Source organism: Secundilactobacillus similis DSM 23365 = JCM 2765 (genome assembly GCF_001311075.1).
Lineage (GTDB): Bacteria > Bacillota > Bacilli > Lactobacillales > Lactobacillaceae > Secundilactobacillus > Secundilactobacillus similis.
Map to the genome: position 1 here is coordinate 14471 of NZ_BBAD01000009.1, position 18653 is coordinate 33123.

Genomic DNA, 18653 nt, shown 5'->3' on the forward strand with positions numbered 1-18653 from the left:
AATTGCATTATACATCTAATGTGGTCATGGTTCACTGTCTCAAAGCTCAATGTTGAATTCTGATCCTACTTGTTTCAGCTCTCCAAAGCTATGCTAAGCTCTCCCGAACGGCGTAACGATAGCAACGGTAATAGCTGGCTAAGTGCCTAAGTTAAACTTAGGGCGTCATGGATAACATCAATACGGATGCACTTTAAACGTGGACAAAAGTAGACAAGTGGGGAACTTTTACGACCGTTCCAACACGCAACTATACTTAGTACATCAACGCTTATAGCGATAAGTTCATAGCCCCGTTTGTCCTACTACACAAACCTTAGCAAAACTACTCAACCACCTACCCAAAACCTACCCATTTTTTGGTTGTCTACCTAGTCAAAACCTCATTACTTTACTCGAAGTTCATCAAATGAGCCTTAACTTTTAAGGTTCATCTAATGAACCTTAAACCGTGGTAAATCTAATTGACCTCGCTATGCTTCTGATGCAGAGCGGATTTTCTAAATACTCCTGATGTATTTAGAACAAATGGCTCAGCCCCATCTGTTTTGGGCAATTTACCACTTCGCTATTGCTTTGAACAAGAGCAGCTCGTTATGGGTCTGTTCCATCACGGATGTACTCACTAGCGCCGCTCTCACTGTCGAATTTTCGACCGTAGCATTCTCAACTAACCCTTTCCTTACTCCAGTGCACTAAAAAAGAGCTGCACCCACCACAGTGCAACTCTTCCAGCATACTAGGCTGCATGCTAAACGTTGATACGTGCTTATTGTATGATGTTTTACCCCCCCGTCAATCCATTGCGTTATCGCTTTGCTGATCTGCCTCGTTAAAACCTCGTTAATTTTAAACTGGTCGAAATCGACGGGTTTAGAATTCCTTTTCTGCACCTAATCTGCATGTTATGACTACCAGCACCGGTGCAACGACGTTTATTCTGCATTCTTTCTGCTGGTTTATCTACGATTTATATTTGAAATGGTTAACAAAAGTTAACATGCCGGGGCTGTTTATATTTGATAATTATTTGAAATAGGGTATCGGTACTGTATCAATACCGTATCTGAGTTTGAATTCAATCGAAGCGCTTAGCCTGAAATCTGAAACAAACATAACACGAATTACCGAAACAACTCAACACAGATTACCGAAACAAACAACACAAATTCTGAAACAAACACAACACAGATTAGGCACTGGAACGCCGTTACATTGGTAATCGTGCAGTTAATTGAAAAGGATTGCTCAATGGTAACGCTCCTATTGAACGCTCCTTTTGAATGGTAACGCTCCTTTTTCAGCGCTTCGATTCAATCGCAGGTTTTAACAGGTTTCAGCTATCAAAACATGTCAAGTTTTGACAAGTTCCAGTTAACAATTTATGTCAGGTTTTGTAAGGTTCCAAGGTCGTTTCTGGTTACAAGGGTAGTTGTGACTACGGTTGTTAAGTTGATGTTGAGTTGATGTTAGATTCTGTTTAGCCCATCCGTTCAAAACGGCCGTATGATAGCGATACATGGGCCTAATTGGTTGTTACGTTTTGCAGGTCGCTTGTTAGTTGCCTGTTAGTTGCTTGTTAGGGTAATTGTTCATTTAGAGCTCAACGGAACACTGGCGGGCGTTTTGAGGTTACTAGTTGCTTGTTAGTTTTTAGGATATTTGTATGCGTACTCTTTTGCGCACTATCAGGCCATTAAAGTACGCAAGTAGGGTGTAGTTGTAACTACTCCCTTTTAAGGGTGTCCAATTTGTCCAGTTTTACGGATGAAGGCCGGTAAATAAGCACTGCTTTCTGGTTGATAATTGGACAATCAACTTCAAATTCCAGTTAGGTGTCCAGCAGCTTAGATATGTCCATTTTTGGACCGCCCCCAACAAACGCGGTTCTGAAATATCAACAATTCTCTCAGCAAAAAGGGTGCACATCTTGGGGAATCTTGGTAAAAAGGGTGCACCCTCTCACTGGTTATATGGCGCAATAGCATCCGTTTAAGCGCTCCTTTTCGATTAGGAACGCTCCTATTGAACGCTCCTTTTCAGACTGCAACACTGTTGCAACGCAACACGCAACAAAACGCAACGCTGTTGCAGCAAGGATGCTAATATTCTGCGTTTTCTTGCCGATCAACGAACACAATAAGTTCCCGAAATCTTAGCAATTCTTGATGCAAAAAGGGTGCAGTAAGTCTCTGAAATCTGAGTAATTCTGAGCATCATAAGTTGCAGTGAAGTGCTGAAATCTGGTGAATTCTGGTAATGAAAAGGTTGCAATAAGTTCCTGAAATCTTAGTTATTCTTAGTCTAAAAGGTTGCAACCATACGCCTCAAATCTTGTGAAATCTTGCAATCTAAGGGTGCACCCCTTTTGAGCTTTAGGGTGCAGTATGGGTGCACCCCCTTGCGATTCAACTGCACCCTTTTTGTGTGCACACCTTTTTCATTTTGTGTGCAACCTTCGCATACAGTTTTGGACGCAAAAGGTTGCAACCATCGACGCTAAAAATACCATCATCCATGCTGGGGTTTGCTAGGGTACTGCCGTCCAAAAAATACCATCATTTACCATCATCAACGGCGTTCTAATAACGATTGTATTACTATCGAATCAGCACAATACCCGTTGCAACAGTGGTGCATTTTGTTGCATAGTTGGCACTGATCTACAAAACGCCATCATTCGCTAACATCGTTGCATTTACTTTCGCTTAATACCAGCGTTTGTGAGTGTTGCGCTGTTGCAAAATGCTCGGAATTGCTCGGATAGTGTTGCGCTGTTGCGAGGTGCTAGGTTTTGCTAGGTTATTATGTTAGTGTGCTGGTAGCGTACTACCTTAGCATTACTTAGCATCAACGCCAGTATGGTAGGGGTTAGGGCCTTGGTATTACGTGGGGGAGAATCGTGCAACACTGTTGCAACACGTTGTGATTTCGTTGCGCTTCTCATGAATGATGTTGCAACAATTTTAAGAATTTCAGTTTTTCTCCTTTTAGGGCGTCAGAAATGTCAGATTATCTCTTTTTAAGGCCTCTGAAATCTCGGGATGTTTCTTTTTTAGGGCCTCCCGAATCTCCGGTTTATTCTTTTTAGGGCCTCTAGAATCTCTATATAGCGAATGCAAAAACGCCCCCGTATGAACGAGGGCGTTGCTTATTCTGCTTTTTAAGGTGTGCATAATTTGCAGAGTTTATTCTAAACGATTTTCGTAGGTGTAACCGGGATGTTCTATGTCGTCATTGAAGTATATTTCAATCTTAACGCCACGAATACGTTGGTAGTCCTTGAATATGCGGTGTAAGGTACTCACGCAATACCATAACAGTTGCTCTTGCATCATGGGCCAATTCATAACCGGTTTCATTCGTTGCCCCCTGATTCGTTTAATTGTGCTAACATTCCATAGGCCATTTGTCGCTGTTCTTCGGTAGAATCTGGATCGTTTAACTGTTGATTAGCAACTGCACGAATTACATAGGCGTCTGCTATCCAGCCTAGTTCAGTTCGTTTAAAATGGCTGTCTGCAAACTGTTCGTACATTGGGTACATCCGTTTCATGCCTGCCACGGTGGTTGGCTCATAGTCACCGTTTGAAGTCTGTTCACACTCATCAATCAAGCCATTATCAATAGCTGCTTGGGTAGGCTGTCCGGTTTTGTCAATCATACCGGTGTCAATCATTCGCTTGTAAACCTGTTCTTTAGTTACGTTTAGGCCCGCTTTTTTCATCATCGCAAAACCTTGTTCTACTAACGTGGGATATTCAATATTCATCTTCATTGCTCGTTCTCCATTCTGGTTAGTTTGTACTCGTTACCGTGGTTGTCGAAGTAGCGGTGACTATCACCATTGTAAGTCACGTCATAAAGCGTCATTGCTTGCTGTTGTACCTTGGGCATATCGTGAGTACGGATGTACTGTTTAACGGCTGTCGCACCTATTTTGAGCCGTCTAGCGATAGCCTGAACACTTAACCCGGCCCATATTAGTTCAGTCATGTGCGCTTGTTGGTATGGAACGGTAACAGTGCCAGTTTGTTCGCCAATTTTCAATTCTATCTGTACGGGTTCCTGCCTTACTCGTCTGTGGGGGCGCTTAGGCTGCTTATACAGCTTTACGGCTGTGAGATACTTAATCACCTTGTCATCAGCCAATCAACGTTAAACGCAATTTCTCGCACCGTCATGCCATCTAGGTAGCGGGCACTGATCCATTCTTTCGTACTCAGGCGGCCGGGTTCCTTACGTTCGGCTTGTTCACGTAAGCGAGTGGCGTACTCCCAAAAGGCTTTGCAAGTGGGACAGTCGGGCTGGTTGCAATGATAAACATCGTGCTGGCCCTCGATACTGGTCAGTTCCTTAACAGTGTATTGGTCATTCATCGAACCACTTCTTTCGATCGAATAGGGTGGCCAGCAGTTCAATCAATTCACGGCGCTGGTATTGTTCCATGCCGTTAGTCATGTCCCTAGCAGTGGCGGTAATTTCACCAGCTAACACGCCTTGCGTTAGTAGTGCGGTAAGTTTATCCTGTTGGGTGCCGGAATGTGATAAACAGTACATTTTGGCGCCCGATTCAACTACTCGCTTGCGTAGCGCACATAAATACTTGATTCGTTTGGTGTCTTCTTCGGTTGGTCTAGTCTTAATCATGGTTGTTATCCCTCCAGTTCATTTTCTAGGTACTGGCGTTTAGCGGGGCCGTCTTCAATCTGGCCCCATGTCATATCATTCAAACGGTCGGCAACGTCATCGAGGTTAACCAAACCGTTGTTCACATCGTGGGATAGTTTAGCAATCTCGGTTTCAAGCTTTGCCGTATAACGGATGCGGTCAGCTAACAACTGATCTAAATGCCAGTCATCCGTTGCCAGCAGCTCTTTAATGAGTTCTGCAATGCGGGCCTGTTCGTAGCGGTAAAAGTCACCGTGTTCCATGAAGTCCCGAATCTGAAACAGGGTAGCAGCGTCAATATATTTTTTAGTCATCGTTTCACCTCGGTTAGTAGTGGCAACGCTATGGGTTTGTCATCCGTTCGCATTACCAACGCATAGCGAACGCAATGCGATTCTATGCGGCCGCATTATAGTGTGTCCTTAATGCGGATGGTGGCCCCGTCACTGGTAGTGGTGACTTCTAACAAGTCAGAACCAAGTTCCCGCCACAACACGGGATCGTCAGCAACGGCACTCAGGTAGCTGTTAATGTCGGTCTGCTCTAGTTGGCTTAGATTGCGCTGCTCAGTGGCAATTTGTTTCTTGTACTGCGCAATCCCGGCTTGTTTCTCGTCATCCGTTTCAGCGAGGTAGTAACCTGAATCTTTGTTGTTGCGGCTGGCCATGATGGGGAGGCCCACCGCTCTTAGTGCTTCGATTGAATCATATACGGCCCGTTCGCTTAGGCCAGTGGCGGTAATAAGCTGCTTCTTACTGGTTTTGTGGGCTTGACCCTTGTGGATGCAGCGTAACACGGCAACGTCTTGCTTGATTAGTTTTCTCATGATAGCCCCCTTAGTTCCACTGATTAGTTGATACCTGACGTACCCGTTCAACACTGGTTGCTGTAATGTGATACCGCCAATTCATTTCGTCGGCGTTCCATGGTTCAAAGCCAGCAATCAACATAGCTCCTTTGAACTCACCATTAGTCACGTAAAAACCAAGTGGTGAGTGTTCAAAATAGTGCTTTAGTCCGTATGAAGTGTGTTGACGGCAAACTTTAGTCGCTGGTTGAAACACGTTAATCATCCAAGCAACTAAAGTCGTTTTTTCGTTGGCTGCTAGTCGTTTAAACTGGTCAGCGGCATTGTCATTCGAGTTGTTGGCCACTCCTAATTTGCTAACCCGTGGTTGATCTAATACGGATTCACGTTCAGTAATCCAAGCTAACAATTTCTCTCTATGGTGCTGTAATAATGTTGTCAAAATAGTTCACCTCGTTATTTGATATTCGTTAAATACTGAGCGTTACGGGTAACCAGTGTAGTTGTCGATAGCTGCGCTGAATCCGTGCGATTGGAAGTGTCAGCGTCTTGCCATCGGTGTAATATGTCAAAAGGTCGCTGACGTGCATTTTGATGTGGTCACGCACGAGTATGCGATTGATCAACTCGGTAGCCTGTTGGTTCCAGTCTGACCAATAACATAGGTTTTGATGATGACTGGAAGCGATGAGTTGGTTACCATGCCATTCAAAATTGCAGTCGTCGAATAATTGTTCGAGTCTGCGAAGCTGGTGCCGGGATTATCTTTCACATAATTAACTATGTGCTGTTCTACGTCAGATACGGTTGTGGTTTTCATATTGATTACCTCGTTTTATAGTTGGTTTGGGTAGCGGTGGTAGCGATAGAGCGGGTTTGGGTAGCGATACAAATGTTATATCGCTACCCACCTAAATGCCGTTAGATTAACGTTTGTAGCAATTTGGGTAGCGATGGTAGCGATAGGGTGCTAGCTCTTTATTATTATGGTTATGGTTCTTTTTTTAGATTTATCTATAAAAAGGAACAGATAACCGCTACCACCGCCACCCAACCGGCCTGCATCTCTTTGATACCAACGGATGTGGGCATTTTTGTATCGCTACCCAAAATTGGTTGTACCGCTACCCAACATTTTCAAACGTAGTTGTACCAAGGTGTTTCGGCCTTGGGGTATCGCTACCCATATCGCTACCCATTTTTATTGCTCACGCTTAAATTCAACGTATTTTTTGCCATGGGACTGACTTTCGATGTACGTAATGCCAGCTTGTTTCAGTATCGGCTGATCACGCTTCAATCTACCTTTTACCTGATTGGACTTCGGAATAGCCCCCCGGTTGTCGTAGGGTCGTAGCTGTCGAGTTGCTTAATTTTATTAATGAGTTGGGCCTTTTGAATTCGTAGTTCGGACTGACTACCCATTATTTCTAGAATGCCACTCACGAATGGGTTAGTTTCGATGGTGTCCATTACTGACTGGTGACGGTTCTTGTCGTATACATCACCGAAGTAGGTTCGGATGGCGTTTAGTCGTCGGTGTCCGTCTTCGATGAAACGGCACCAATCGACCATACGGCCATTGCTATAAGTTGATTCGCCATGGTGCTTTAAACTGTCTACGGCCACGTTGAGTAAGGCACCTAATATCAACGGATGATGTTCATCGAACCAAGCGTAAATCTCTTTTTCTGGCCGCCGTTTGGTTACGGGTACCACTTCGAGAACAATTGAGCGGTCTAATAAGTCCTGACGTTTTGCAAGGTCATCAATCCCGTTAATGATGACGGATCGCCCCAACTTAACAAGCACCTCGTCACTGTCGGTGTAGAGTGAACGCTTGCTATAACTCTGGTTGGTTGCAATGGTACAGAGCATATCACTGACTTCTGGGGTTATACTACCGGCTGAAAAGTTATCGTAGGCTAATGTATGCTGGTGCATGGTGTCGATGGCTAGGCTGTCCACGGTGGGACGTGGGCGTGAGATTAAGTTTTTACGTTTGGCCGGGTCGATGACGCTACGAATGATTCTGCTGGCGGTTGATTTACCGGCCCCGGCCGTACCTTGTAACACTAGAATGGGCTTTGCGTGGTCACATAGTAGGCCGCCGATCAACCAGCCTGTGACTAGGGTTAGACTGTCGTTACTGTTCCCACCAAAATTGAGCACCTCGTTGAAATTTTGCAAGTCTGTATAACTGCCATTGGAATCTGGTATCGGCAAGGCGTTCATATCGGGCGTTCGACAAAACCATATTGGGCTGTTAGCAATGATATGCCAGCCGTTAGAGGTGATTTCGACAACCTCCCAGTTCTCGTTACAGAGGTCTAAATAGAGATTGCCATTGTGCTCACTAGTTCGTAAGGCCACTTTTTTGAAGCTGCCATGAGTACGGGCGTATACACCGAAATATTCTGCTATCACATCATAAATTGCACGGGCCAACACCTTTTGAGTAGCAGCATCGTATCGACTGTAAACGTAATCGTGAAACTCTAATGAATCAACGCCATATACCTCGTAATGGTTCTTCACTTTGCGGCGAATAAAGGCCCGCCGTTCATCGTTGTACCCAAACTCTATATGATCGTCTAAGATTAATTGCTTAACCTCGTTAGTAACGCTTTTTCCCTGTTCGGCGCTGTCGCTTGCGGGCATGATACTGGCCTCGTAAGATTCAGCGGCGGCCATCATCTCCGCATCCTTAAACACTGACGTATCAAGATTTCGTTTTGTCAAAATCACTTCACTTCGCTTTCTCGTTTGAGTATTGATTTGAATATCTGATTAACTTCCTTATCGGGTAGGGGTGTTGGCAAGTTGCTGTTTGCCAAGTGTAGTGCCTGATATGCGGCATCCGGGCGCACTGGCGTTGCTAAAAGGCGGCCACATAGCGAGGTTAGGTAAATATTGCGGGTACCATCATCGGCGTTGGGGTAAAACAGTTCACCAATTAAGTTACCGGCCGTGTTTGTCGGCGAGCCAGCTTCTTGAAATGCTGAGGTTCCTTGTTTGTGAGCAAGCTTAGTAACCACTGAGGCACTCGGCGGAATCTAGTGGAGAAGTAACACCATTATCAATAGCTTGATAACATCCGCTAGCGGTTGTTGTACCAGCGTATGGGGTTCCGTTTGCTTGTATGTCGATACCGGTGTAGGCGGCTAGTTTTGGCTCACTGAACTTACATAATGCGGTGCTCTTGATATGAATGTCGGTGGGGTGGCGGAAAAAGTAGTGTAACCCGCCATGTGGAGTTTTCATAATGTAGGTGTTTTCGGTTAGGCGATCATATTCAGCAGCTAACTTGCGATAGGAACTTAAACCGTCTAATTTACTCTTGTGATTCACATCAATATCAACGATTAACAAATGATTGGATTCTAGTGCTATGCCGATATTAAAACGCCGGTTGTTATCGAACCAGCGTTTCACAGTAGCTACATCGAGGGCAGCGTCATGAAAGCCGTGTGCACTGATTGGTTTAGTTCCGTTTGTTTGTAGCGGGTAAACGGGTATACCAGCGTCAACCAGTTGAAGTGCTGTTTCCAGCTTACTTTCGGTCATGATTGCCACCTCCTGTTAATGGCACGTAATGTTAAGCAGCGGGATCATGGGCCGTGGTGCCGTGATCGTCTTTTGAAGAGCGGTCAGCCAAGACTGCGTATTGTTTGCACTATTCTGCAATGACTTGCGCAAGGCCAGTAGTTGCTGCCGCCGTTCGACTGATAACCGTGTTCTGGTTAACATTTCATCTAGTGCAGTCAGTTGTTCCAATAGGGTGCTTAATGATGACTGAGCGTTTGAAATGTAGCGTTCTTGTGCGTTGATGTTAGTTGTCATGGGTGTGAGCCTCGCTTTCACGTTCAGAAATTAGGTCTTCGAGATATGGAATGATTCGCTGTCCATCATTGATCCGTTGTGCCACGGTTCTGTTTCGGTCAGTTAGTAGTATTGAGGTCATGATTAGTGCATCTGGCATGGCCTGAATTGCCGCATCGTTTAGACAGTAAAATTCTTGGGTGGTCGTTAGTTCAGGATTGGCGGTTTGTTTCATCAATCTTTGCAGATGTTGAAAGGCACCTAATGCCGACTGGTGAATATAGAGCATCATTTCTTGTGCGTCATCGCTCATTTATTAGCCTCCTGATTGTCGCTTAAGTCGCCATGCAACGAGTCGGCTAGTTGCGTGTTCAGCGTTGCTAGCTTGATTGACTCTGTGACCAATGCTAGGGCGCTTATTATCGCCGCCTGTTGCTGTCCAAGTGCGTGAATGACCGTTTCAGTGGTTACGTTGCTGGCGTCGTTCTGTACCGCATTAAGCGTCATTTTAGCGGATGTGAGTAATTCAATGATTTGATAGTTACGTTGGCTAAGATGAATTGCTTTCATCCGTGCCGGTTTATTTTGCTGATTGTTCAATGTAATCTCCCCGTTTCCTTATAATTTGGGGGCAACTCTGGTAGAATGAATACACGAAAAGAGCTATACGGAATGCCTTTTTCATAGGTGTGTGCTGGGTCGCCAAACTTACAGCATACGCCGTTTTTGTATTCTCTAACATAATCGTCCTAATCCTCTTTCATGAACTGTGCTAAGTAAATGCCAATGCTAATTCCGGCTATCAATGCTGGTATTGCTGAAATAAACATAACACCACAAACGTTACTCATTGTTACTCACTTCCTTTCAGGCTGACGGATGATCTACTAATCGAATGGCTGCCAATACATCACTAAACAATATTGCATAACCCTACCGCCCACCGGTTTGATTATTTTAGAGTGTCTTCATAAACTCGTTTAGTTCGTGCTTGTTGGCAACAAACATGTCCACGTCACCAAGGTAGGTCACTGGCAGCCCTCGTTGATTAATTAATACGTTAAGGGTCGAGGTGCTTACGTCCAGCCATTGTGCGATGTGTTTTTTTGACGCAATCCATTGCGAATCTATCCCGGTTTGTTCCCGGGCCGCTTCTACGGCGTCTGTGATGGTCGTCATGACGGTTTCACGTAAGGCGGCAGTGTATTCGGGGTCTAATACTACTTTGAGCTGTGGTGCCGATTTATCCATGTTGATCAATCCTCCTTAGTAAACTTCAAACGTGAGTCCCTGTCGAAATAGGTTTCATTCATCCGTACTTCATCAATCGTTACACTGTCTTGATAGCCTTCGTACTCTTCTGTACAGTCGCCAGTAGGTACGTCATCTCTTGCCCATTTCATGGCAAAAGCATCACGGGCACGTTCTGCCTTCTCTCGACTGTTAAAGATACCGATTAATGCGGATGCTGAGGGCTTATCAATCCAACGAATACTTACATTCATAGTTGCCAAAAATAATTTCATTGTGCGGTTTCTCCCTTCTTGACTGGCAACGTAACTTTAACGTGCTGATGAGAGTAAACAATCTCGTTTACTTTAATATCCAGCCCATACTTTTCCTTCATCGTCATTAGCTCAACGACTTCATCGAGTATCTTTTCTCGATCAATTAACATCGCCGGTGTCATATCACGTTTGGCAATTAACTTAGGCAGTCCATACATATTTGCAATAGCCTTGTTGGTGATCTGGTTAGCTTTGATGAAGTTAACCTTTCTATCATCTATTGCTTGAACCTTTGCCATAGCTGCCTTCTGGTGCTCAACGTCCATCATGGTGAATACTTGCGTTGGCCCTAAGCCGATTGACTGGCGTAACCCTTTAATCACATCATGCGTCCAGTGCTTGAATCTCTTTGCTTCGGGTAAATGACTACCAGCCACTAAATCATAAATGCCACCTTCAGTGATAACTACTCGCTTTGGATTACCTACAATACCGTCGTGAATCACGACGGTATTCTTGTCTTCGGGATCAACGTGCCGTCGAATAGCATCACGACTATTCACATAATCCAGCGCATCCGTTACATCATTGCCGTATGCCACCCATTCCCCGTTAACCTCAATAAAACGATGATGTGACCATTCCAGTTCTCTGTTCTCATGGTAATTCTCCTCTCTGCTGTGACGTGGTAGCAGATGACTACTGCTTAACCGACTGAGTTAGTTCAGCGATAGCCTTCTCAACCCGCTTACGGCGGTCATCGTTGAGTGGAGTACGAAGCCATTTTGATAGTGTTGTATCAGCAATGCCACAGGCCTCTGCTACCTCCCAATTTTTTAAATGCGCTTCATAAATACTGTCTCTAATGGGTTGATTTTGAATAGCCATAGAATCGCTCTCCTAATGTTCATTTTTATGAACAAATCAAAACGGAATAACCGTAAATTTGTTCAACAATCAAAATATAAGCTGGTTCATAAAAAAAGTCAAGAACAACATTGACGTTCATTAAATTGAACGGTATATTGTGTGCGGAGGTGTTTTTTTGAAAAATAACTTGTCAAAAATTTTGGAAAAAGAGGGAATGACAGTTTCTGAATTAGTCGAGCTGGCACATGTTGGTAGAACGACTGTATCCCAATTAAAGAATTCTGAAACTATACCCGAAAAAACTAAAATTGGAATTTTGATAGACATTTGCAAGGCATTAAATATCTCAATATCGGATTTAATAAGCATAGATAGTTTTTCATTTGAAGTTGTGGATTTTATACCAATTTATTCGAGCAAAAACACTGGTATAACTGTAATAAAAGCCGTTGACGATACTTCATATTTTTTCACATTTTTAGTGACGGAGATTAAGCGAGATATTTCGTATGAACATCGAAGAGAGATGGAGAATGAAACAGAAAAACTCGAAATGAATTTTGAAAATTTACTAAAAAAGAAAGGTGAATCTGCATACTTTGAAGATGATGATGATGATTTTGATGAAAAAATAAGAATAATAAAAGAAAAATACTCGGATGAGTATATAGAAAAAATGCAAAAAAAAGCTGAAATTACAGATTTCTATTTCAATAAATATCCGACCAAAATAGTTCGAGTTGAATTGACTCCTATGGAGGAGTTTGAATGGAATACGATAACTACAAAAAAATCTCAATTAAGTAAACAATTATTAAAATTTACGCCACTCAAACCTGGTGCTTTTGATATGACAATATCTAATGAGCAACTTATCGAGCTTACCGTGGACATTGAAAACATGCTTTCTCAAGGTAACAGGGACAATGTGGATAATCCTAGATATTCATGGCATTTATATGACACGCGTGATAAAGAACAAAGATTAAAAATATTTCAACGTGCTAAGAATCAAGATAGGTTAAAAGATTTACGATCGTCTGTGCTAGAATCAGTGAAATTAGAAGAAGCGGAATCTAAAAGTAAGTTACTGCGTCTGCTCCATTTCTACGAAAAATGATCCTAGTTAAACTGCAAATTAACTATTGCTACGTGTCATGTCTACATACCTACCGCCCACCGGTACGAAAGGGACTGACAGCATGGCAAGCTTTAAGAAGTACACCGATAAGACCGGCAGCGAACTCTGGATGTTTCAGGCTTATCTAGGGATTGACCCGGCCACTGGTAAAAAGGTTAAGACTACACGCCGTGGTTTTAAACGCAAAAAAGAAGCCCAACTAGCCTTGAATCGGCTAAAATTGGACTTCGATAAAAGCGGGCTGGCACGCTCGCAAGTATTTACGTATCAAGAATTGTATGAACAGTGGTTAGTCGGCTACCGGGTAACTGTGAAGAACAGTACGTTGGCAACCGTCCAACGGTTATTTACTAACCGTATTCTACCAGCTTTTGGCAATCGTTGCATTGATAAAATCACGCTGCCGTATACGCAAAAGGTCGTTAATCAGTGGGCCAAAGAACTTGCGTCGTATCGTCAAGTGCTGACGTATGCGGGCATGGTGTTCCAGTACGCACTTAAACTTGACCTGATCGTTAAAGACCCGTCCAAGCTGGTGACGCATCCGAAACCAAAAGCGGCGCCGGGACCTAAAAAGTTTAAGCTGGCGGATGACTGGGAGAACTATTACACGAAAGAAGAATTACAACGCTTCTTCGATTGCTTAGATGATAATGAGAAGATTACCGGGCGTCATCAAGTCAGCGTGTTTTTCAAAGTAATGGCATTAACAGGAATGCGTGATGGCGAGCAGCTTGCGTTGAAGTGGTCAAATGTTGATTTGGTTAACAACGTGATTAACGTTCGGCAGACCCTTGCGAAAGGGACTAGCGGGGCGTGCATACAATCACCCAAAACACCTAGTTCTAACCGGTCAATCAATATTGACGATGATACGGCTAGGTTGCTAAAAAAGTGGCAGTTGATCCAACGGCAGCAGCTACTGATGACTGGGTACAATGTTAAAGCCCACGCTGATCAACTGGTGTTTACTAACCGCAAGAACACGTTTTTAGCTCAAACAACCGTGCAGCAGTGGTTAGTTCACATCATCGAGAAGTATCATTTGAAGTACATTCGTATTCATGGGTTGCGTCACACCTACGCTTCACTGTTATTTGAATCACACGCCAGCATTAAGGCCATGCAGAAATTGATGGGGCATTCAAACATTCAAACGACGATGAACATTTACACCCATTTGTCTGAAACGACTAAGCAAGAAACGGTTGAAAACATGAGTAAATACGTTAATTCTTAGTAGATGGCATTCAAAAGGGCATTCACGTCCAGCCTTTAGCAACGAAAATGCCCGGTTAGCACAGTTATATCAACATTCCTTGAAAAATACGGTATAATGGTTGTAATTATCTAGTACTAGTATAGCGCCGAATCTCGAAACGGGCACCCCAGAACTTTGCCGGTGGTCGATTGATTCGGTAACTTGACCAAAAGAGGTGGCCCCATTGAGTATTCAAATCGTAACGGATTCAACTGTTCAGTTAACTGAATCAGAATTAGCTGAATTACCCATTACCGTTGTGCCCCTGATCGTTCGTCTGGGGACGAAGGAGTATTTAAATGACGGTGTTCAAATTACTAATGCCCAATTTTTAAGTCATTTGGCTAACGATGATGAACTGCCGAAGACTAGTCAACCATCGATCGGTCAATTTTTGGAAGTGTTCGACCGTTTGGGTGAAAATGGCGATGAAGTGCTTTGCTTGAACCTAACTCATTTTCTAAGTGGCACGGTCAACGCGGCCCGGCAAGCGGCTGAGATGACTGATACCAAGGTCACCGTCATCGATACATTATCGATCGACCGCGGTCTGGCCTTTCAGGTGATCACCGCAGCCAAGTTGGCGAAGAACGGTGCGCCAATGGAAAACATTCTGGCAGCGATTGATTTGCACCGGTCACACACCGAAATTTTCGTGTTCTTAAATACGTTGGAAAACCTAGTCAAAGGTGGCCGACTGAGTAAGGCGGCTGGTGGTATCGCCAGTCTGTTGCACATTAAAGTGATGGCAGAAGTGGTGGACGGCGAACTCCAAGTTGCGGCGAAGGGGCGTGGCAAGCGATTCTTGAACAAACAACTGGATGAACTAGTTGAGCGAATCAAAATGGAATCACCAGCGAAGGTTGGCTTGACCCACGTTGATAATCTGACTCAAGCTAGCGAAATCGCCAACCGAATCCACGAAGCGTTGCCTAATACGCTGATTACGATCCATGAAGCGGGTCCCGTTATTAGTACCCATACGGGTGTGGGGGCTTTGGCGGTGGAGTTTTATACGGATTAGAGAGTGTCAAAAATCGCGGTTAGGACCCAGAATATAAGACAACAAAAGCCTAGCTTCCCGGTCTTGGAAGCTAGGCTTTTGTTGTCTTATATGGCCGGGTCCTGCGATTTTGGCACGTTTAGGCTAGATAAAAGCCTAGAGGTTCAAGTAAGATCCAAATTGATCACAAGTCAAGAGACCATTTCAATCCTTACCAAAGTAACGCCCCTTTAGCCAAACCAAAACTTGACCCCAGCCCACCAAAAACAACCCCCCCAACCCCCAATTTTCCCCACCCGCTATGCTATAATAAAGGTAATCAAACCGGTCAAAAAGGGGGACGAGCTGATGCACATCAAACAGGTCGTTAAATGGGGATTACCGCTATTAATGTTAGGCGTTTTAGGAGGCTGTGGGCAGAACAAACAGTCGCAGTCACAATCAGAGTCAACGGCGTCCTCTAAACAGGTCAAGCAGTCAGATCAATCATCAAGTGATTCAGCAACGTCGGCGTCAACAAGCAGTGAATCGGATGCAGCAACTAGTGCTAGCGATGCAACCAGCACAACGCAATCAAACGCGTCAACGGCTGCAACGAGTTCGAGTCAGTCAGCAGATAGCACCCAAAAGAACACTACCAAATCGTCGAGTGCCAACACAACCGGCACCGTCAGCCAAGCCAGCGTCCTCAACCAAGTTTACCAACAATTGAGTGGTCAGTACGCCCGGCAGGATTTGCTGATGCAGGTCAGTCAGGGCCAACCCGGTATTTATACCGTGCAGGTTCAAGAAAATCACCAGTCGGCGAACATGAAGTCGGCGGGCGCGGATCCAAGTACGACGCCAACGGTGGCTTGGTTCCAGACGAATCAGCAGGGACAGCTGCTTCGTTCAGATAATGGGGGCGCAAGTTACTATGTGGTTGGTAAAGTGACGCAATAAAAGACAAATTAAAAACGAACTTAGCAGTTTTGCGCAGGCAAAGCAACTAAGTCCGTTTTCATTAAAGAGGTTTGCAGTCGCAGATAACGACGTCCTACCAAGTCCCGTGACGATGACGAATCGAGCCACGAAGCTGAAAAAGGGCGACGATAAAAGCGAAAAATGCAATGGTGGCGATGATCGTCCAGAGCCAGCCAGTGGTCTGAACGAAGACGTAGTAACCGATTCCGATGGAACTGATCGCAGTGAGTGCTAGTGACAACGGTAGTGAATCAAGACCGTAAAAGGCATGACCTACGCTGATGGCAATGGCGCCTGTGAAAACAGTCTCGGCGCTTTCAAGACTACCTGGATGGTAGAAGATCCCGCCGAGTTCAAGCAGCAATCCAATGACGATCAGCGCAATGCCGAAGAGGGTCGTAAACTTGAGTGAGTTGCGTTCCATGATAATCACCTTCTTTAATCAATATTATAAAACTTTCTTGAAAAAAGCGGTATGAAAAATTACAAAATGATTAGGAAAGGTGTAACCCAAAGAGGGCAATTTGCAGAAGAATTAAACTGCCAATTAAAATTGCCCAGTCACGCCAACTCACACTAACCGTTTTGTAGAAACTTCGCGGTGCACCTTCGACGAAACCGTGAGACGTCATGGCTTCCGCTAGGTTTTCGGACCAGTTCAACGAGGCCAAAATAGCTTTGAAGTAGAGCTGTGGTGACCAGAAATGCAACGTCTGGCCTCGCATATTACCAGCTGCCCGAATGATGTTCACTTCACTCACAATTTTCGGTAATAGATTAAAAGCGCCTAAGAATCCGTAGGCGAATTTGCTGGGCAGGTGCGCATTTTGTTCTAATGACATAATCAGATCCGCAATCGGCGTCGTTAACGTAGCGGCAGACCCCACGAAGACGTAGGCGTAGATCCGGGTGAACAGAACTAGCGCAAAGTGGGTACCGGCGTCAGATTGTAGCAAAATTGCGACAGCCAGTGCAACCGCTGGAATCAACGGCGTCACCAGTAAGAGGCCAACTCGCTTCCAAGGGGTTCGGTGAATCAGAATTGCGAGCAGGCCAATCGCTGCCAGCACCACGTTGACGATCCAAGTGTTGGTAAATGAAATCTCCAGTGCAATCAGCACGGCTAACAGAAACTTTAAACTCGGGTTCATTGTGCGAGCCTCCCAACGTACTGAAGTTGCTGATCCGCCAACGCTACGTGGTAGTCAATCAGGGTGTCGATGCCGAATAGTTGGTGACTGACAATGATGTAGGTTTGGTGGCAGTCGCGAACGACCTGTTTCATGAGTTGCAGAATCTGTTGTAACGACGTAAAGTCCAGACCGGTAAAGGGTTCGTCAAATAACAGGACGGGCGTGGCCATCATCAGCATTTCTAAAATTTGAAGCTTCTTTTTCTGGCCGCCGCTTAGTGAGTAGACGACCTGTTCTTGAAGGCCATCGAGGTGTAACTCGGTTAAAAAGCCGTCGAGCTTGTCCCGGAAGTAGTCGGCTTGCTGGCTATTCTTCAAGGAAAGGTCGAGTTCTTCTGCTACGGTCACGTTTAAGAATTGCTGACTAGCATCTTGGAAGACTAAGCCAAGTTGCCGGTAAAGTGGCTTGGGGCGGAGTTTACTGACTTCTTTATCCGCTAGTTTAATGGAGCCATCGTAGCGTCGCAGTTTAGCAATCGCGGTCAATAAGGTTGATTTACCAGAACCGTTTAGCCCTGTCAGTAGGGTGACACGGTTTTGATAGAACTTAAAGTCGGGTTGATCTAGTAAAACCCGTTCGCCAGCTTGCAGGTGCAAGTGGTCAAGGGTAATCAGAGCCTGTTCATCCTCTGGCTTAGGCAGTGCTAGTGACGTTTCGGTGACGGTTTCGCGTGTAAACTGGTTCAATCGATCACTGGCCTCGGTAGAACTGAGATGGGTGAGTTCGGTGCCACCAGCGTTTAGCAGGTACATCTGATCCACTAGTGGTGCGTAGTCTTCCAAATCGTGATCAGCAATGATGATTGTTTTATGTTCTTCGCGTTGCAGTTGAGATAACTTCGCCAATAATACTTGCCGCGCATCAGGATCAACGCTGGCAAAGGGTTCGTCCAAGAGAATCGTATCAGTGGCCATAACAACGATAACTGCTAAAGCCACCTTTTGCTTTTCACCACCAGATAAACTGTTCAGTTGCCGGTGACGTAGATCATCGATGCCAACGTAGGTCAAGGCGTGGTCAACGCGATCAGCCATCTCACTAGGCGCTACTTGTTGGTTTTCCAAGGTGAAAATCAGTTCATTTTCCACGGTATCCATGGCGAACTGCTCATTGGGATTTTGAAACATCATGGCGACCATTGCTGCGCGGTGCTCAGCGTCGATTTGGTCAACCGGTTGGCCGTCCAGCGTAATCTCGCCAGCTACTTGATGTCCCGCAAACTGGGGGTATAAGCCACTGATGAGTTTCAACAGGGTGGATTTGCCAGAACCGGATGGGCCGGTGAGCAGTGAAAACTGCCCCGTTGGAAATTCCGTTGAAAGCTGATCCAGAGTCAACTGAGCGTCAACGTTGGCGTCATCGTTACTCGGATATGCGAATGAAAGTTGATTGACAGAAACGGTTGCCATGGTG

The 18653-nt window shown here is 44.9% G+C and carries 24 protein-coding genes; 4 read left to right on the top strand and 20 right to left on the bottom strand.

Going from position 1 to position 18653, the window contains the following annotated elements; all coding sequences use genetic code 11:
• Nucleotides 1–3358: 3358 nt before the first annotated feature.
• From JCM2765_RS03205 to JCM2765_RS03290, 17 genes are all read right to left on the bottom strand, one after another.
• Complete coding sequence (locus JCM2765_RS03205) at nt 3359–3778, bottom strand: hypothetical protein (protein ID WP_054733654.1); 420 nt, start codon at nt 3776–3778, stop codon at nt 3359–3361.
• On the bottom strand, nt 3775–4050 hold the full coding sequence (locus tag JCM2765_RS03210; protein ID WP_156301655.1) for a helix-turn-helix domain-containing protein: 276 nt from the start codon (nt 4048–4050) through the stop codon (nt 3775–3777). The genes JCM2765_RS03205 and JCM2765_RS03210 overlap by 4 nt, the downstream gene beginning before the upstream one ends.
• A gap of 83 nt (nt 4051–4133) precedes the next feature.
• On the bottom strand, nt 4134–4379 hold the full coding sequence (locus tag JCM2765_RS03215) for a hypothetical protein (RefSeq protein WP_054733660.1): 246 nt from the start codon (nt 4377–4379) through the stop codon (nt 4134–4136).
• Nucleotides 4372–4650: a hypothetical protein gene (locus tag JCM2765_RS03220; protein ID WP_054733663.1), complete on the bottom strand. Its 279-nt coding sequence runs from the start codon at nt 4648–4650 to the stop codon at nt 4372–4374. Before JCM2765_RS03220 ends, JCM2765_RS03215 begins: the two co-directional genes overlap by 8 nt.
• A gap of 5 nt (nt 4651–4655) precedes the next feature.
• A complete protein-coding gene (locus tag JCM2765_RS03225) occupies nt 4656–4985 on the bottom strand; it encodes a hypothetical protein (protein WP_054733666.1) in 330 nt (109 codons plus the stop codon).
• Nucleotides 4986–5080: 95 nt separating this feature from the next.
• Nucleotides 5081–5497 (bottom strand): HTH domain-containing protein, encoded by a 417-nt coding sequence (locus JCM2765_RS03230; protein ID WP_054733669.1) that lies wholly within the window; start codon nt 5495–5497, stop codon nt 5081–5083.
• A 10-nt stretch (nt 5498–5507) separates the two neighbouring features.
• Nucleotides 5508–5921 (bottom strand): hypothetical protein, encoded by a 414-nt coding sequence (locus JCM2765_RS03235; protein WP_054733672.1) that lies wholly within the window; start codon nt 5919–5921, stop codon nt 5508–5510.
• A gap of 866 nt (nt 5922–6787) precedes the next feature.
• On the bottom strand, nt 6788–8221 hold the full coding sequence (locus JCM2765_RS03245) for an AICE element replication initiation protein (RefSeq protein WP_156301656.1): 1434 nt from the start codon (nt 8219–8221) through the stop codon (nt 6788–6790).
• A 2-nt stretch (nt 8222–8223) separates the two neighbouring features.
• The gene (locus JCM2765_RS03250) at nt 8224–8517 is read right to left on the bottom strand and encodes a primase alpha helix C-terminal domain-containing protein (protein WP_054733679.1); all 294 of its coding nucleotides are present in this window, start codon (nt 8515–8517) and stop codon (nt 8224–8226) included.
• Entirely contained in the window at nt 8507–9046 is a 540-nt protein-coding gene (locus JCM2765_RS03255) for a bifunctional DNA primase/polymerase (protein ID WP_054733682.1), read from the bottom strand. The genes JCM2765_RS03250 and JCM2765_RS03255 overlap by 11 nt, the downstream gene beginning before the upstream one ends.
• A gap of 15 nt (nt 9047–9061) precedes the next feature.
• Nucleotides 9062–9322, bottom strand: coding sequence for a hypothetical protein (locus JCM2765_RS03260; protein ID WP_054733686.1), 261 nt, complete (start codon nt 9320–9322; stop codon nt 9062–9064).
• Nucleotides 9312–9614, bottom strand: coding sequence for a hypothetical protein (locus tag JCM2765_RS03265; protein WP_054733689.1), 303 nt, complete (start codon nt 9612–9614; stop codon nt 9312–9314). The genes JCM2765_RS03260 and JCM2765_RS03265 overlap by 11 nt, the downstream gene beginning before the upstream one ends.
• Nucleotides 9611–9901, bottom strand: coding sequence for a hypothetical protein (locus JCM2765_RS03270; RefSeq protein ID WP_054733691.1), 291 nt, complete (start codon nt 9899–9901; stop codon nt 9611–9613). Before JCM2765_RS03270 ends, JCM2765_RS03265 begins: the two co-directional genes overlap by 4 nt.
• A gap of 357 nt (nt 9902–10258) precedes the next feature.
• Complete coding sequence (locus tag JCM2765_RS03275; protein ID WP_054733694.1) at nt 10259–10552, bottom strand: hypothetical protein; 294 nt, start codon at nt 10550–10552, stop codon at nt 10259–10261.
• Nucleotides 10553–10557: 5 nt separating this feature from the next.
• Complete coding sequence (locus tag JCM2765_RS03280; protein WP_054733697.1) at nt 10558–10827, bottom strand: hypothetical protein; 270 nt, start codon at nt 10825–10827, stop codon at nt 10558–10560.
• Nucleotides 10824–11411, bottom strand: coding sequence for a BRO-N domain-containing protein (locus JCM2765_RS03285; protein ID WP_263849310.1), 588 nt, complete (start codon nt 11409–11411; stop codon nt 10824–10826). Before JCM2765_RS03285 ends, JCM2765_RS03280 begins: the two co-directional genes overlap by 4 nt.
• 97 nt (nt 11412–11508) lie before the next feature.
• On the bottom strand, nt 11509–11697 hold the full coding sequence (locus JCM2765_RS03290) for a hypothetical protein (protein WP_054733700.1): 189 nt from the start codon (nt 11695–11697) through the stop codon (nt 11509–11511).
• Between the two features lie 157 nt (nt 11698–11854).
• Between JCM2765_RS03290 and JCM2765_RS03295 the strand changes: the two genes are divergently transcribed.
• From JCM2765_RS03295 to JCM2765_RS03310, 4 genes are all read left to right on the top strand, one after another.
• Nucleotides 11855–12799, top strand: a complete 945-nt coding sequence (locus JCM2765_RS03295; RefSeq protein WP_054733702.1) for a helix-turn-helix domain-containing protein — start codon at nt 11855–11857, stop codon at nt 12797–12799.
• 82 nt (nt 12800–12881) lie between these two features.
• On the top strand, nt 12882–14060 hold the full coding sequence (locus JCM2765_RS03300; RefSeq protein ID WP_054733704.1) for a site-specific integrase: 1179 nt from the start codon (nt 12882–12884) through the stop codon (nt 14058–14060).
• Between the two features lie 205 nt (nt 14061–14265).
• Nucleotides 14266–15105 (top strand): DegV family protein, encoded by an 840-nt coding sequence (locus tag JCM2765_RS03305; protein ID WP_054733707.1) that lies wholly within the window; start codon nt 14266–14268, stop codon nt 15103–15105.
• Nucleotides 15106–15432: 327 nt separating this feature from the next.
• Nucleotides 15433–16026: a hypothetical protein gene (locus JCM2765_RS03310; protein WP_054733710.1), complete on the top strand. Its 594-nt coding sequence runs from the start codon at nt 15433–15435 to the stop codon at nt 16024–16026.
• Nucleotides 16027–16120: 94 nt separating this feature from the next.
• On the opposite strand, the gene JCM2765_RS03315 is transcribed toward JCM2765_RS03310, so the two are convergent.
• From JCM2765_RS03315 to JCM2765_RS03325, 3 genes are all read right to left on the bottom strand, one after another.
• Complete coding sequence (locus tag JCM2765_RS03315) at nt 16121–16471, bottom strand: hypothetical protein (RefSeq protein WP_054733713.1); 351 nt, start codon at nt 16469–16471, stop codon at nt 16121–16123.
• A gap of 70 nt (nt 16472–16541) precedes the next feature.
• Nucleotides 16542–17198 (bottom strand): energy-coupling factor transporter transmembrane component T family protein, encoded by a 657-nt coding sequence (locus JCM2765_RS03320; RefSeq protein WP_054733715.1) that lies wholly within the window; start codon nt 17196–17198, stop codon nt 16542–16544.
• Nucleotides 17195–18649 (bottom strand): ABC transporter ATP-binding protein, encoded by a 1455-nt coding sequence (locus JCM2765_RS03325; RefSeq protein ID WP_054733718.1) that lies wholly within the window; start codon nt 18647–18649, stop codon nt 17195–17197. Before JCM2765_RS03325 ends, JCM2765_RS03320 begins: the two co-directional genes overlap by 4 nt.
• Between the last annotated feature and the right edge of the window lie 4 nt (nt 18650–18653).